The following is a 13,390-nucleotide window of genomic DNA, read 5'->3' as shown; positions in this document are numbered from 1 at the left end:
CGTTCCGACCGGAGCACTGCCATGTTGACCAAGCACATACTGAACCGCCCTGATCGTTCCGAGGAGGCGGCGGCGCGTCCCGTCACCGCCGCCGATGCCGGCCTGCTGCTCATCAGACTGGCCTTCGGCCTGCTGATGGCAGCCCACGGGGCCCAGAAACTCTTCGGGCTCTTCGGCGGCCCGGGTCTCACCGCGACCGGCAGGGGCTTCGCGGGCCTGGGCTACCGCCCGGGCAGGCTCTACGCCGTGATCGGAGGTCTGTCCGAGTTCCTCGGCGGCCTCGGTCTGGCTGTCGGGCTGCTGACACCGCTGGCCGCCGCCGCCCTGATCGGCGTCATGATCAACGCGATGGTCACGGTGACCGGCGCGCACGGCCTGTGGGAGGCGGACGGCGGTGTGGAGTACAGCGTCTGCATCGCGGTCGTCGCCCTGGGCGTGGCCGCCATCGGTCCCGGCCGGCTGGCGGCCGACCGCCTCTTTCGCTGGGGAGGGGGCGGCTGGAAGGAGGCGGCCTTCGCCCTCGGCCTGGGCGGCCTCGGCGCCGCGATCACGCTGAGCCTGTGAACCGCGCCGGCCCCTCCGCCCCCGGCACACGGCGGCGCGCTCCGGCCCTCGGGCCACGACCGGCCACCTGCGGCGGAGAGTGAACTCCGCATGATCGCTTCGCCGTTCGACGCGTCACACGTCCCGCTGAAATGACGGCGACACGGCGGCCGCCGCTCGCGCGTGGCTCCCCCTTCATCAAGCTGGTGTCTTCTGCGAAGGAGACGCCACCGTGCGAATTTCTGACATCCAGCGCTGCGACGTCCGGCCCGGACGACTCGTCGAGTGGACGTTCAGCCCTGCGACCGTCGAGGCCGCGGCGGTGCTGCCGCCGGACCCGCGACCGCCGGCGTACATCCAGGAGTCGCACATCCGGACGGCCCGATCGGTGCGGGAGGACGGACTGTTCGTACCGACCTGGCTGGGCACCGCGTTCGACCTGCCGGGGCCGGCCGACCTCGACGCGCTGGAACGGGCGCTGCGCCGCTGGACGTTGCGTCACGAGACACTGCGCAGCGGATTCCGCTGGGCCGACGAGGAGATGCACCGTTTCACCCTCGACGAGGACGACGTGTCCCTGCACCGCCAGGTGGTGGGCGACTTCGCCGACACCAATGCCCTCGTCCGGTACCTGCAGGACCGATTCGACGTGGCGGCCGACGCGCTCGGCTGGCCGAACCTCATCTACGCGGCGGTCGTCCGGGAGGACTCCACCAGCGTGTACATGGCCTTCGACCATACCAACGTCGACGCCTACTCGCTCCAGCGCATCCCCGGCGAGATCCGCGAGTTGTACACCGCGGACGTCACGGGGCGGCCCGCCGCCGGCACGCCCCCGGGTAGCTACGTCGACTTCTGCGAGCAGGAGCGGACGAGCGCGGACGGGATCGACGACACCCACGCGATCGTCGACCGCTGGCGGGAGTTCATCGGCCGGTGCGACGGGCGGCTCCCGGAGTTCCCCGTCGACCTCGGCCTGCGGCCCGGTGACCCGCTGCCCACCCAGAAGCTGGTGTGCGAGCCCCTCGTCGACGCGGACGCCGCCGCCGCGTTCGAGGACTACTGCAGGCCCTACGGCGGCAGCCTGGTGGGCGTCCTGGCCGCGACGAGTCTGATCGTCCACGAGCTGGGCGGGCAGCCGGTCTACCGCACGGTCGTACCGTTCCACACCCGGCTGAAGTCCGCGTGGTCGGACTCCGTCGGCTGGTACGTGGGCGGCGCCCCGATCGAGGTGCCCGCGGCACGGGACCTCGACGGCGCGCTCGCCACGGTCCGCGCCGAACTGCGGGCCAACCGGTCGCTGGCGCGCATCCCGCTGGCCCGCGTACTGCGCCTGCTGGGCGCGGACTTCCGGCCGACCTCGCCCGACATGTACTCGATCGTCTCGTACGTGGACGCCCGGCCCACACCGGGCTCGGACCACTGGGCCGAGCAGAACGCGTACGGGCTGATCCGGGTGTCGTACGGCGACCAGGTGTGCGCCTGGGTCAACCGCCTGCACGAGGGCCTGTGGTTCGCCTGCCGCTACCCGGACACCGAGGTCGCCTACAAGAACGTCCGGCTGTATGTGGAGGCGCTGCGGGACCTGATCCTGTCCGTGCCCGCGCACCGGCGTCTGCGGGTCGCGGAGCCGGCCTTCCTCTGACGAACTTCCGTCGACCGCACCCGAGTTCGGCAACCCGGCGCCCCGTGAGGTCAATTGGCGTCCTCGCGGTGACCTCTGCGGGGCTATCCGGCCCCGGCCGGACCGGCGATGTGGAATGTCGCACACCGCTACTGCTAGTGTCTGGCCAGTCACGCTAGGCAATCAATTTCGTTGTTCAGGCAAAGGACCGAGGGTTCCATGCGCAAGTTTCAGCAGGTCGTGATCGCAGCAGTGGCGGCCGGTGGCCTGTCCGCCATCGGCGTCGGCACGGCGGTCGCCGACACCTCCGACAACGGACCGAAGGTGTCCGACTCCTACCGCCCGTACCAGGAGTGCAGCCCCCAGACGGTGGCCGAGAACAGCATCCCTGTCGGTGTGCTCGGGATCGCCGGCACCCTCGACACCACCTGTGGCCAGTACAACACCGCGTTCAACGGCTGAGTCCGGTCCGGTGCGGCCGGTTCCCGGGCGCCCCCTGCAGAGAAGGACGCAACACATGTTCAGCAGGATGAAGATCGCGGCTGTCTCGGGGTTCGTCGGCGGCCTCGCGGTGGCCTGCGCCGGCGTCACTCCGGCGTTCGCCGCGGCGGGTCCGGCGCCCTGTTTGCCCGACCTCCAGGGCAACATCAGCTGTTCGCAGCGGATCACGGGCGAGGTGCCCGAGGACGGCGTCATGCCCCACCAGGAGACCTGCGCGCCGGTGCAGCCCGTGCGGCTGCCCGCCGCTCTCGGCACCGGGGTGACCCGGGTCGGACCCGAGATCACCTGTGCTCCCACGACGATGGGCGTCGCGCCCGAAGAGGGCGACGGGGAGAAGGGGTTGTTCGGCCTGATGTCCTGAGTGCCGGGAGGCCGCCGCCGCTCGAGTTGCGGATGCGACATGGGGAGTGTAGATCCTCGGCAACTACGTAGAGTGTGTATATCCTCACACCACGTAGTCGATCCGGGCGTTCCGTCCGGGTAAGAAAGGGTCAATCCATGCGCAAGTTTCAGCGAGCTGCAATCGTAGCGGCGGCGGTGGCCGGACTGTCCGTCCTCGGGGCCGGGGCCAGCTTCGCGGGCGAGAACGACGCGCCTCCGGCGATCAGCGCCGTGGCCAACTCGTCGGCCAACGCCGTCGCCGTCGGCGGTGGCTACTACGTCCAGCCGCAGGGCCAGCCGGAGGAGCAGCCGCAGGCCCAGCCGCAGGAGGAGCAGCCGCAGGGCCAGCCGCAGGAGGAGGAGAAGAACTCCGAGCCCGAGCAGGGTTACGGCGAGCACGGCGAGGACCAGTAACGACGTACCGCGTCGAGCGGTGTCCTCGTGACACCGCGGCGAAGGCAGCCCGGGTGCGCGCCGGCCGTAACGGCACGCGCCCGGGCTGCGGTCATCCCGCCCTCGGTCGCGCCGGGCACCAAGTCCGGCCGCCGAAGGCGCTGTTCAGATTTGCCGGCCCGGGTGCGCGCCAGTCGCAGGCGCAGGCGTCCGGGCTGTCGTCATGAGAGAGGAGACACAACACATGTTCAGTGCAAGGAAGATCGCAACCGCCTCGGGGCTCGCGGGAAGTCTTGCCGCGCTCTGCCTCGGCGCCGGCCAGGCGCACGCCGCCGGGCTTCCCGGCGGCTGCCAGAGCACCGCGCAGGGTGGCACCGTGTGCGTCCAGAAGAACGATTCCCGTGTCGACAAGGACGGCACGCACGTCATCCAGCAGAAGCAGGACTGCTCGACGGTCGACCGCCCGAACGTGATCTTCTCGGGGGACGAGGCCACCGGCGAGGAGTCCGCGAGCACCGGGCAGGTCGTGGACTGCTCCAACACGGCGAAGCTCCCCAAGGGCTTCAAGAAGCCGCATTTCGACTTCTGAACGCCGTCGGCACGGAGCGTGCGCGGGGTGAACGGCAAGCCCCGGTGTCCCGATCGCGGGTCGGGACACCGGGGCTTGCCGTTCGGCCTGTCGGCGGCCGGTACCGGGGGGAACGCCGATGGTCCCGGCGCGCAGCGTGGGCCGCGGTGCCGGGACCATTCGCTCCGTGGCGTCGGTACGCCGGAGCCGGGCTCAGAAGGCGGAGTTGTTGCAGCCCATGGTCGAGCCGATCTCGGTGGCCTGCGCACCCGGGTTGCCCTCGCCGTTCAGCAGGTTGCCGCCCAGGCCGTTGGCGATGCCGACCTCGCCGAGGATGTCGGCGTTGAGGTCGTGCGAGGTGCAGGTGCTGCTCTGCTGGATGTTGAACTCGTCGCCGCTCTTGCCGCCCCAGCCCTCACCGGCGTGGGCGGCACCGGCGCCGAGGAAGGCGGTGCCGGCGATGGTGGCGATGAGGAGGGCGGTCGTGCGGAGCTTGCGCATGTGATCTCCCGATGCGTGAGAGGGGGTGAGGTTCGTGGGGAACGTCATCGGTCCCGGCACCGGGCGCGTGGCCGCGGTGCCGGGACCGTTCACACTCCGGCGTCGGTGCGCCGGACCGGGGCTCAGAAGGCGCTGTTGTTGCAGCCCATGGTCGAGCCGATGTGGGTGTTCTGGGCGCCCGGGCTGCCCTCGCCGTTCAGGCCGTTGCCCAGCAGGCCGTCGAGCAGGCCGACCTCGCCGAGGAGGTCGAGGTTCAGGTCGTGCGACTTGCAGTTCGAGCTCTGCGTGATGTTGAACTTGTCACCGTGCTCGCCGCCGTGGCCGCCCGCGGCCTGGGCCGTGCCGCCGACGAGTCCGATGCTGCCGATGGCGGCGACCAGGACGGCGGCATTACGAAGCTTGCGCATGTCATCTCCGGTGGAGTGGGGGTGCGATCTGTGGCAGATCGACGTTTTACAGTTACGGGAGATTAGTGCGAAATATCCCAAAACGGGCGACGACGCGCCGCTCTGCTGGTCGCACGCTGGAAAAACCCTTATTCCGCATCGGATATGACGGACCGTCGGAAACCGGGGCGTGTGGACCCAGGCGGCGCGCCGGCGTCCCGACGTCAGTACTGCTGGGCGCTGGCCAGGGAGTTCGACTGGCTGTTGGCCTGGGTGCAGTCCACACCCCGGGTCTGCGCGGCGGCGAGCAGGGCGACCGGCACGTTCGCGTCGAGCAGGTTCTGCGGGCTGCACTCCTGGTACGGACGGAACAGGTTGCTCTGGCTCACCGCGCCGCCCTGGTTGACCGTCTGCGGGGCGCCCTGCGGGGCCTGCTGTGCCTGGGGCGAGATCTGGGGACTGATCTGGGGGTTCAGCTGGGGGTTGACCTGCGGGGCGACCTCGGTGCCGCGCTGCGGGGCCGCCTCCTGGCGCTGGGCCGGCGAGCCGTAGGTCTGCGCGGTCGCCTGGGACGAGGTGGCCGAGGCGGCCTGGGCGTCCGGCTGTGAGACGGGTGGCGGAACGGTCCCGTTGTAGGCGACGGGGGCGGCGGAGCTCGGGCCGGCGCCGACGGCGGACAGACCGCCCGCAGCTGCGATGACGAGCGCGACGTGCTGAAGCTTGCGCATGGAAATCCTCGGCCCTTCGTTGACCTGTGCGCGGAACCTGGTGGAACGTGACGGGGCGGCGCACGGCCTTCGCTGTCCCGCCGCCCGGTGCGGCGCGACGGCTGTGGTGGACCGTCGCGTCCGGCCCGTGGGGAACGAGACGACGAAGGCGGCGGATACGGCCGCCGGCGCGGGGTCACCCATTCGACGCAAAGGCGATGGACCGGCATATGCCGTAATTCCGCGTCCGGGGATGTGGCAAACGGGTGACAGGCCTTCGGACGCCGTGACCACGGCGCGGAAATCCTCGTTCCGACGGGGAGAAGGCAGCGACGTGGACTCGTGGACTCGAAGGGCGAGGAATTTCGCTGCCCGCTCCCACACGACGTCCGTGTGCCGGTCAGAAGTAATGCTGCTGACGGTGCGGTGTGAATATCGCACCGATTTCACGCGGGACGGCACCGAACGCAATTGCTTTCCCTTTTCAGGTATCGAAGGGCCGAGGGTTTCATGCGCAAGCTTCACAAGGCCGCGCTCGTTGTAGCGGCGGCCGGCGGTCTGTCCGTCATCGGCGTGGGCGTCAGCCATGCCGATTCCCCAGTCGGGCAGGGCAGCGCCGCTCCGGCGCCGAGTCCCGATCAGCAGGCCCCGCAGGCCTATGCCCCGGCCCCCGCTCCACAGCAGGCGCCGCAGGCCTACGCGCCGGCACCGGCTCCGGCGCCGCAGCAGGCCCCCCAGGCCTACGCGCCGGCCCCGCAGGCCTACGCCCCGGCCCCGGCGCCGCAGCAGGCGCCCCCGGCCTACGCGCCGGCCCCCGCACCGCAGCAGGCCCCCCAGGTCTACGCGCCGGCCCCGGCCCCGCAGCAGGCTCCGCAGACCGGCTACGCCTCGGCGTCGGCCGTGTCGCACGGCTCGGCCCAGGCCACCGCGGCGCCGTACGCGCAGCAGCAGTACCCGCAGCAGCCCTACGCGCAGCCGGCGCCGTACCAGCAGCAGCCCTACCAGCAGCCGGCGCCTTACCAGCAGCCCGCTCCGGCCCAGCCGGCGCAGGTCGTCCCGCAGGTCATGCCCCAGGTGATGCCGCAGGTCGCGCCGCAGGTGGCCATGCCCCCGGCCGTCAGCCAGGAGCCCCCGGCGCATGTCGCCCCCCAGGTGAACCCGCAGGTCAACCCTGAGGTGAACCCGCTCGTCAACCCGATCATCGCGCCCCCGAGCGCCCCGGGGCTGTCTCCGGTCGGCCTCGGTCAGATCGCGGCCCCGCCGGTCGGCCAGCTCGGGCTTCCCCGACTCGGCTGACCGCCCTGCCGCGGGGCCCCGCGGTCACCACCCGATCCACCGATCCGTAACCGTCGCAGATTTCGACCCCCCAACAACGGAGAACCCATGCGCACGTTCCACAAGGCGGTCCTCGTGGGCGCCCTGCTCGGCACCGTCGGCTCGTTCGGCGCCACCACCGCCTTCGCACACGGCGAGCCCGGCCACGACATCGACGTCACGCAGGGCGTCGAGTGCCGCTCGCACGACATGAACATCGAGGTGCTCGGCAGCGTGGGTGCCCTCACCGGCGCCGCGGGCAACCTGCTGAACGGCGAGGGCAACCCCGGGGCGCAGCAGAGCCACCTCGGCTCGGACATGGGCTGCAACAACCAGGCGTTCTGACCCGACCAGGTCAGCGGCGGACCGGCCCGGGCCGCCCGCGGGGCGTCCGCGAATCACGGATTCGCGGACGCCCCGCGCTGTTGCGGGGTGAGTGGCCCGGCGTTGGAATCGAGTGTGTGGCATTTTGGCGGCGCGGAGTCCGCCGACCGCCCCGCTCCCGGGACGGGCGCCGGTCGCAAGGGGCTCAAGAACGACGCGCTGGGCCTGTTCTCCTCGGTGGTCATCGGGCTTGCCTCCACCGCCCCCGCCTACAGCCTCGCCGCCACACTGGGCCTGATCGTCGCGGCGGTCGGCCTGCAGGCGCCGATCGTCATCGTGCTGTCGTTCGTCCCGATGCTGCTGATCGCTTACGCCTTCCGGGAACTCAACGCGAGCAACGCCGACTGCGGAACGACCTTCACCTGGGCGACCCGCGCCTTCGGCCCCCGCACCGGCTGGATGGGCGGCTGGGGCATCGTCGTCGCCAACGTCATCGTCATGGCGAGCCTCGCCGAGATCGCCGGCACGTACAGTTTCCGGCTGGTGGGCCTGGACGGGCTCGCCGAGGACCGATTGTGGACCACCGTCGCCGGCGTCGTCTGGATCGTGGTGATGACCACGGTCTGCTACGTCGGCATCGAGTTCTCCGCCGCCGTGCAGCGCTGGCTGCTCTGTCTCGAAGTCGGGATGCTCGTCGTCCTCGCCGTCGCCGCGCTGGTCAGGGCCTACACCGACGCCCCGGCCACCGCGATCCACGTCTCCGCCTCCTGGTTCAACCCCTTCGAGGTGTCCTCGGTGAAGGCCCTCACCTCGGGTCTGCTCGCCGGGGTCTTCATCTACTGGGGCTGGGACACCGCCGTGTCGATCAACGAGGAGACGGTCGACAGCACCCGGATCCCCGGCCGCGCGGCGGTCCTGTCCACCGTGCTGCTGCTGGTCCTGTACGCGCTGGTGTCCACCTCGGCGCAGGCGTTCGCCGGGACCAGCGGCTCGGGGGTCGGGCTGGGGAACGCCGACAACTCGGACGACGTCTTCTCCGGGCTCGGAGAGGCCGTCTTCGGCAGCGGTGACACGGGTCTCGTGCTGTCGAGACTGCTGATCCTCATGGTGCTGACCTCGGCGCTGGCGTCCACCCAGACCACCATCCTGCCGCTGGCCCGGACGGTCTTCTCGATGGCGGTCCACAAGGCCGTCCCCGCCCGGTTCGCGCGGGTGCACCGCAGGTTCCTCACCCCCACCTGGTCGACCGTCGGGATGGGCGCGGTCTCGATCGCCTTCCTCGTGATGCTGACCTCCTTCAGCGGGAACGTGCTGGCCGACTCGATCGACTCGGTCGGCCTCGCGATCACGTTCCACTACGGCCTGACCGGCTTCGCCTGCCTCTGGTACTACCGCAAGATGCTGGACCGGAGCACCAAGGACCTCGTCTTCAAGGGCGTGCTGCCGGGCCTGGGCGGCCTGATCATGCTCGCCCTGTTCCTCTACGCCACCTGGGTCTACGCGTCCCCCGGGTACGGCGCGACCAGCGTCGACCTGCCGCTCTTCGGCCCCACGGGCGGGGTCACCGTCATCGGTCTGGGCGCCCTGCTGCTCGGTCTGCTGCTGATGCCGGTGGTCACCCGCGGACACGGGGTCGCCCTCAAGCTCCAGCGGAGCCTGCTGCCGCGCCGCCTGCCACCGCACACCGCCCTGGACTCGGCGAGCCGCTACCTGCCCGCCGACAACGGGTCAGGCATCGGCGGCGACTGGTACGACGTGATCCCCCTGTCGGGCACCCGGGTCGGCCTGGTCGTCGGGGACGTGCTCGGGCACGGCCTGGGCGCCGCCGCCACGATGGGCCGCCTACGGACGGGGGTGCGCGTCCTGGCCCGTCTCGACCTGACCCCGGACGAGCTGCTGTCCCGCCTGGACGACCTGGTCGAGCAGACCGCGTACGAGCGCGGGAACGGCCACGGCGGCCCGAGCCCCCCGAAGTCGCACGCCGACGAGGCCAGGGGCGTGACCTGCCTGTACGCGGTGTACGACCCGGTGTCCGGGCAATGCAGCCTGGCGCGCGCCGGGGATCCGGTGCTGGCGGTCGTCGACCCGCACACCGGCGCGGTCAGCTGTCCGGAGCTGCCCCCCGGACCACCGCTGGGCATCGGCGGTGCGCCGTACCAGAGCGCGGAGCTGCGGCTGCCCCCGGGCAGTGTCGTCGCCCTGTGCACGGACGGCCTGCTGCAGGCCACCTCCGGCCGGGCCGCCGGGCTCACGCGGCTCTCCGGGGTCCTCGCCGGTGACCGGACGTCCCTGGACCAGCTCTGCGACCGCGCGGTGACCGCCCTGCTGCCCGGGCCGGTGGACGTGGACGCCACGCTGCTAGTGGTCCGCACCCGGCTGCTCGACCGGAGCCAGTTCACCCAGTGGGAGCTGCCGCCCGATCCGGCCGGCGTGGCCGGCATCCGCACCGCCGTCGGCAAGCAGTTGCGGGACTGGGGGCTGGAGGACCTGGCGTTCACCACCGAGCTCATCGTCAGCGAACTGGTCACCAACGCCATCCGCTACGTCGGCGGCCCCATCCAGGTGCGCCTGATCCGCGACCGGACGCTGATCTGCGAGGTCTCCGACACCGGCCACACCACCCCCAATCTGCGCCACGCCGCGAGCGACGACGAGGGCGGCCGGGGCCTGTTCATCATCGCCCAGATGACCCACCACTGGGGCACCCGCTACACCCCCACCGGCAAGACCCTCTGGACCGAGCAGGACCTGCCGTCGCCGGACGGCGAGTCCCCCGGGGTTCCGGGGGACTGAGCGGCCCCGGGCGCCCCCGCCGGCCGGCTTCTCGACCGGAGAGGGCGCCTCGTGCCGTTCGGACCGGGACGGCAGCGCGAAAGGCCCGCCGGAGGGATCCGGCGGGCCATGTCCAGGCTGATGTCCGCTCAGGCGGCCTGGGCGTACTTCGGGTTCGGGCCGTACTGGTTGGTCTCCGGCTTGCCCTCGGTGGCCAGGAAGACGATCAGGATGATCGTGCCGACCAGCGGGACGAGGGCGATCAGAATCCACCAGCCCGAGCGGCCCGTGTCGTGCAGCCGGCGGACGGCGACACCCAGGCCGGGCAGCAGGGTGGCGAGCGCGTAGATGATGCCCAGGACGCTCGAGCCGATGGCCTGGTCGACGATCGCCAGCACGATGCTGATGATGATGTTGAACAGGAAGAACATCCAGTATTCCTGCCGCCGCGCGCGGCCGCTGAATACGGCGTACTTCTTCAGGACGTCGATGTACCAGTGCATGTTTGTCCCCCCAGGTGAAAAAGCTCAGTTGGCCCTCCATCGAACCAGTCACGGTGACCGGAAACCATGTCTTTGGCGTGGGCGGGTCAATGTGTTACCCGGCTGTGGTCGTTCGGTGACAGGGGAGTCCCGGCGGCGGCGACACGGGCCTCCAGCCAGTCGAAGACGCGCTGTTCGAACAGGGCCCGGCCCAGGGGCTCGCAGTGCAGGTGCGCACCCTCCTCCTCGGTGAAGCGCACCAGGTGTTTCGGGCCGGGCAGCAGATCGAACAACTCCCGCGAGGCACCGGGCCAGAAGTGCTCGCCGTCCGGGTCGGTGATCAGCAGCGGGGTGGTGATCCGGCCGGCGACGGGCGCGACGTCGTACCGGGAGACCTCCGCCAGCAGATCGGACGGCGATTCGATGCCGTACGGCTTGGCCCGCCAGCGCCATGTCGCGGCGAGCGCCGGGTCCTGGCTCAGCCCCTCCCCGAGGAAGCCGTCGAAGGCCTCGCGGTCGCCGGACTCCCACAACTCCCGCAGTTCCGGGCCCAGGTTGTGCCACCAGCTGTCCACCACGCGGACCACGCCCGGGTCGACGACCGCGGCGGCGATCCGGTGCTCGAAGGCGAGGGCCCGCGGCACCCAGTACCCGGCCTGGCTGATGCCGGCCAGGACGTTCCGCCGCGCGTCGACGTCCGGGCGGGAGCGGAGGAAGTCCACGACCGGGGTGACGACGTTCTCCCAGTCCGGCCGGAAGGTCGTCCCGCGTTCGAAGAGCGTCGACTGCTGCCCCGGCCCGTCGAAGAGCAGGACCCGGTAAGCGCGGGCCACCGCGGGCGCGCCCAGCAGCGCCCAGGCGGAACTGACCGGTCCGTCGCTGCCGTTGTTGGCGATCAGCGTCGGCAGCGGACCGGTGGCGCCGGGCGGGCCGACGAGGTACGGACAGGCCGTGACGGCACCCCCGCGTACGTCCCCGACCGCGCCTCTCACGGTAGGGGCCGCGTGCCCGCCGTGCACGACGAGCGGCGGGCGACCGGCCACGGGACCATGGGGGAGGGGGCGCGGGTCCCGACATCCGACGGGAGGACTCCCATGGCGCAGCAGACGGCGACGAAGGCGCCGACACAGAAACCCGTGGGCACGGGCGGCGTGTTCTTCTCCTTCGCCCCCTGGATCATCTTCGGAGTGGTCGCCAGCCCCAGCACCTGGGAGTACGCGGCGCTCGCCGCGCTGATCGCCGCGATCGTGCTGTCGGGGAAGGACATGCTCCGGGGCAGGTTCTTCCTCCTGGACATGGTCGGCATCGTGTTCTTCGCGGTCATCACGGTCCTGGCGCTCGCCCTGGACCGTTCGCAGCTCATCTGGCTGGAGACCTACGCCCAGGTCATCTCCAACGGTGTCGTGGCCGCCGTCGCGCTGGGCTCGCTGTTCGGCGATCCCTTCACCGCGCAATACGCCCGCCAGCAGACACCCCGCGAGTACTGGGACTCGCCCGTCTTCGCGCACATCAACCGGGTGCTGACCGCGGCCTGGGGCGTGGTCTTCGCCCTCATGGCGCTCTCCACCTGGCTGGCCATCCGGAACCCGTCCATGGACGACTGGTTCAACTGGGTCGTCCCGATCGTCCTGCTGGTCGGGGTCATCAAGTTCACCGAGCGCTACCCGGAGTCGTACAAGGCACGCGTGGCCTAGGGGGCGTCGCGGACCCGTGAAGATCGGGGAGACGCCCCCTGGCGCATCCGCGGGGGCGTCCGCTGCGTCCGTAGGGGTATGGACCTCGACAAGCCGCCCGCCCAGCCGCCGTACCCGGAGGGATGCCTGGCCGTGGCGATCCGCGTGCCGGTGCGGGTCGTCGTGCTCGTGCTGGTGGTGCCCGTGCGGCTGGTGTGGGACGCGCTGACCGTCGCCGGGCGCTTCCTGGCCCGCACGGTGCTGCGTCCGCTCGGCCGCGCGCTGCGGTGGCTCGGCCGGGCCCTGTTCGTGTGGCCCCTCGTCGCGCTGTGGCGGTGGGTCGTGGTGCCCGCCGGGAAGGCGCTGGGGTGGCTCGGGAACGTGCTCGTCGTCGTGCCGGCGTCATGGCTGTACCGGCACGTGCTGACGCCCCTCGGGCGTGGCCTCGCCCGGGTCGCCCGGGTGACCGGAGCCGCGCTCCGGTGGCTGTACGCGCGCGTGCTGGCTCCCGTCGGGCGGGGGATCGCCCGGCTGCTGAAGGGCGCCGGCCTGCTGCTCGCCGCGGCCGGGACGGGGGTGTGCGCCGTCGTGGCCCGGCTGGGGTGGTATCTGCTGCTGGTCCCGGCGCGGTGGCTGTACGCGCGCGTGCTGGCTCCCGTGGCGCGGGCCCTGGCGTGGCTGGTGACCGCCGTCGTCACGGGGACCGGCGCCGTCCTGTACTGGACGGCCCGCGTCCTGCTCGTGCTGCCCGCCCTCGCCCTGTGGCGCTGGGTGCTGGTGCCCGTGGGCCGGGTCCTGGCCGTCGTCGCGCGGGAGACCGGGGCGGCCCTCGGGCACGCCTGGCGGATCGCCGGGCGGATCTCGCGAGCCGTCGGGCGGGTGCTCGGGGCCCTCGTGCGGTGGATCCTCGTGGAACCGCTGCGCTGGGTGTACCGGACGGTCCTCACCCCCGTCGGGCACGCCCTCCGGGACCATGTGCTGCGGCCCGCCGCCGGGGCGGCGCGCGTGGTGGGGCGGACCGTGCGGCAGGCGCTGGCCACCGCCCGGGACACCGTGCGGCAGGCGCGCGCGGACCTCAGGCGGACGCTGCTCGGCGAGCCCCGGCCGCCGGCCGCCGTGGACCGGCGGGAACCCGGGGGCCGCGCGGCACGTACTCTTGGTAGGAGTACCACCGCACTCACGAAGGACTAGGACACTGGGCAAGCGACAGCCCGAAGGCCC

At 71.7% G+C, this 13,390-nt stretch carries 16 protein-coding genes; 11 read left to right on the top strand and 5 right to left on the bottom strand.

Features of this window, described 5'->3' with window-relative positions; all coding sequences use genetic code 11:
• Positions 1-21 precede the first annotated feature (21 nt).
• From ACWCPN_RS02090 to ACWCPN_RS02065, 6 genes are all read left to right on the top strand, one after another.
• Entirely contained in the window at positions 22-564 is a 543-nt protein-coding gene (locus tag ACWCPN_RS02090) for a DoxX family protein (protein ID WP_451201844.1), read from the top strand.
• A 211-nt stretch (positions 565-775) separates the two neighbouring features.
• Complete coding sequence (locus tag ACWCPN_RS02085; protein ID WP_451201842.1) at positions 776-2,188, top strand: condensation domain-containing protein; 1,413 nt, start codon at positions 776-778, stop codon at positions 2,186-2,188.
• Between the two features lie 198 nt (positions 2,189-2,386).
• On the top strand, positions 2,387-2,629 hold the full coding sequence (locus ACWCPN_RS02080) for a hypothetical protein (RefSeq protein WP_199210523.1): 243 nt from the start codon (positions 2,387-2,389) through the stop codon (positions 2,627-2,629).
• Positions 2,630-2,684: 55 nt separating this feature from the next.
• Complete coding sequence (locus ACWCPN_RS02075) at positions 2,685-3,029, top strand: hypothetical protein (RefSeq protein ID WP_451201841.1); 345 nt, start codon at positions 2,685-2,687, stop codon at positions 3,027-3,029.
• Between the two features lie 176 nt (positions 3,030-3,205).
• On the top strand, positions 3,206-3,463 hold the full coding sequence (locus tag ACWCPN_RS02070) for a hypothetical protein (RefSeq protein ID WP_451201839.1): 258 nt from the start codon (positions 3,206-3,208) through the stop codon (positions 3,461-3,463).
• 223 nt (positions 3,464-3,686) lie between these two features.
• Positions 3,687-4,031 carry a hypothetical protein gene (locus ACWCPN_RS02065; protein ID WP_199210520.1) on the top strand — a complete coding sequence of 115 codons (345 nt, stop codon included), beginning with the start codon at positions 3,687-3,689 and terminating at the stop codon, positions 4,029-4,031.
• Between the two features lie 192 nt (positions 4,032-4,223).
• Here the strand turns inward: ACWCPN_RS02065 and ACWCPN_RS02060 are convergent, their stop codons facing one another.
• The 3 genes from ACWCPN_RS02060 to ACWCPN_RS02050 all read right to left on the bottom strand — a co-directional run bounded on the left by ACWCPN_RS02060 (position 4,224) and on the right by ACWCPN_RS02050 (position 5,625).
• Positions 4,224-4,511 carry a hypothetical protein gene (locus ACWCPN_RS02060; protein ID WP_365123745.1) on the bottom strand — a complete coding sequence of 96 codons (288 nt, stop codon included), beginning with the start codon at positions 4,509-4,511 and terminating at the stop codon, positions 4,224-4,226.
• Positions 4,512-4,633: 122 nt separating this feature from the next.
• Positions 4,634-4,918, bottom strand: coding sequence for a hypothetical protein (locus ACWCPN_RS02055; RefSeq protein ID WP_451201837.1), 285 nt, complete (start codon positions 4,916-4,918; stop codon positions 4,634-4,636).
• 203 nt (positions 4,919-5,121) lie between these two features.
• The gene (locus ACWCPN_RS02050; protein ID WP_365123742.1) at positions 5,122-5,625 is read right to left on the bottom strand and encodes a hypothetical protein; all 504 of its coding nucleotides are present in this window, start codon (positions 5,623-5,625) and stop codon (positions 5,122-5,124) included.
• Between the two features lie 489 nt (positions 5,626-6,114).
• On the opposite strand from ACWCPN_RS02050, the gene ACWCPN_RS02045 reads away from it, so the two are divergent.
• From ACWCPN_RS02045 to ACWCPN_RS02035, 3 genes are all read left to right on the top strand, one after another.
• Positions 6,115-6,900, top strand: a complete 786-nt coding sequence (locus tag ACWCPN_RS02045) for a hypothetical protein (protein WP_451201835.1) — start codon at positions 6,115-6,117, stop codon at positions 6,898-6,900.
• A gap of 87 nt (positions 6,901-6,987) precedes the next feature.
• Positions 6,988-7,263, top strand: a complete 276-nt coding sequence (locus ACWCPN_RS02040) for a hypothetical protein (protein ID WP_199210516.1) — start codon at positions 6,988-6,990, stop codon at positions 7,261-7,263.
• A 114-nt stretch (positions 7,264-7,377) separates the two neighbouring features.
• Positions 7,378-10,035, top strand: a complete 2,658-nt coding sequence (locus ACWCPN_RS02035) for an amino acid permease (protein WP_451201834.1) — start codon at positions 7,378-7,380, stop codon at positions 10,033-10,035.
• Between the two features lie 128 nt (positions 10,036-10,163).
• Here ACWCPN_RS02035 and ACWCPN_RS02030 read toward each other — a convergent pair whose 3' ends face one another.
• Positions 10,164-10,517 (bottom strand): DUF805 domain-containing protein, encoded by a 354-nt coding sequence (locus ACWCPN_RS02030; protein WP_451201832.1) that lies wholly within the window; start codon positions 10,515-10,517, stop codon positions 10,164-10,166.
• Between the two features lie 86 nt (positions 10,518-10,603).
• Positions 10,604-11,488: an alpha/beta hydrolase family protein gene (locus ACWCPN_RS02025; protein ID WP_451201831.1), complete on the bottom strand. Its 885-nt coding sequence runs from the start codon at positions 11,486-11,488 to the stop codon at positions 10,604-10,606.
• Between the two features lie 102 nt (positions 11,489-11,590).
• On the opposite strand from ACWCPN_RS02025, the gene ACWCPN_RS02020 reads away from it, so the two are divergent.
• Both ACWCPN_RS02020 and ACWCPN_RS02015 read left to right on the top strand, forming a co-directional pair.
• A complete protein-coding gene (locus tag ACWCPN_RS02020) occupies positions 11,591-12,190 on the top strand; it encodes a hypothetical protein (protein ID WP_451201829.1) in 600 nt (199 codons plus the stop codon).
• A gap of 78 nt (positions 12,191-12,268) precedes the next feature.
• Positions 12,269-13,360, top strand: coding sequence for a hypothetical protein (locus ACWCPN_RS02015; protein WP_451201828.1), 1,092 nt, complete (start codon positions 12,269-12,271; stop codon positions 13,358-13,360).
• Positions 13,361-13,390: the final 30 nt, after the last annotated feature.

The organism is Streptomyces sp. NPDC002386, from assembly GCF_053593175.1.
This window is presented reverse-complemented; position numbering and strand designations above follow the sequence as displayed.

Bases quoted from the DNA above. Each gene is read 5' to 3' on its own strand.
- ACWCPN_RS02055 (WP_451201837.1), bottom strand. From the start codon at position 4,918: ATGCGCAAGCTTCGTAATGCCGCCGTCCTGGTCGCCGCCATCGGCAGC.
- ACWCPN_RS02065 (WP_199210520.1), top strand. From the start codon at position 3,687: ATGTTCAGTGCAAGGAAGATCGCAACCGCCTCGGGGCTCGCGGGAAGT.
- ACWCPN_RS02040 (WP_199210516.1), top strand. From the start codon at position 6,988: ATGCGCACGTTCCACAAGGCGGTCCTCGTGGGCGCCCTGCTCGGCACC.
- ACWCPN_RS02080 (WP_199210523.1), top strand. From the start codon at position 2,387: ATGCGCAAGTTTCAGCAGGTCGTGATCGCAGCAGTGGCGGCCGGTGGC.
- ACWCPN_RS02030 (WP_451201832.1), bottom strand. From the start codon at position 10,517: ATGCACTGGTACATCGACGTCCTGAAGAAGTACGCCGTATTCAGCGGC.
- ACWCPN_RS02020 (WP_451201829.1), top strand. From the start codon at position 11,591: ATGGCGCAGCAGACGGCGACGAAGGCGCCGACACAGAAACCCGTGGGC.
- ACWCPN_RS02090 (WP_451201844.1), top strand. From the start codon at position 22: ATGTTGACCAAGCACATACTGAACCGCCCTGATCGTTCCGAGGAGGCG.
- ACWCPN_RS02060 (WP_365123745.1), bottom strand. From the start codon at position 4,511: ATGCGCAAGCTCCGCACGACCGCCCTCCTCATCGCCACCATCGCCGGC.
- ACWCPN_RS02015 (WP_451201828.1), top strand. From the start codon at position 12,269: ATGGACCTCGACAAGCCGCCCGCCCAGCCGCCGTACCCGGAGGGATGC.
- ACWCPN_RS02045 (WP_451201835.1), top strand. From the start codon at position 6,115: ATGCGCAAGCTTCACAAGGCCGCGCTCGTTGTAGCGGCGGCCGGCGGT.
- ACWCPN_RS02050 (WP_365123742.1), bottom strand. From the start codon at position 5,625: ATGCGCAAGCTTCAGCACGTCGCGCTCGTCATCGCAGCTGCGGGCGGT.
- ACWCPN_RS02075 (WP_451201841.1), top strand. From the start codon at position 2,685: ATGTTCAGCAGGATGAAGATCGCGGCTGTCTCGGGGTTCGTCGGCGGC.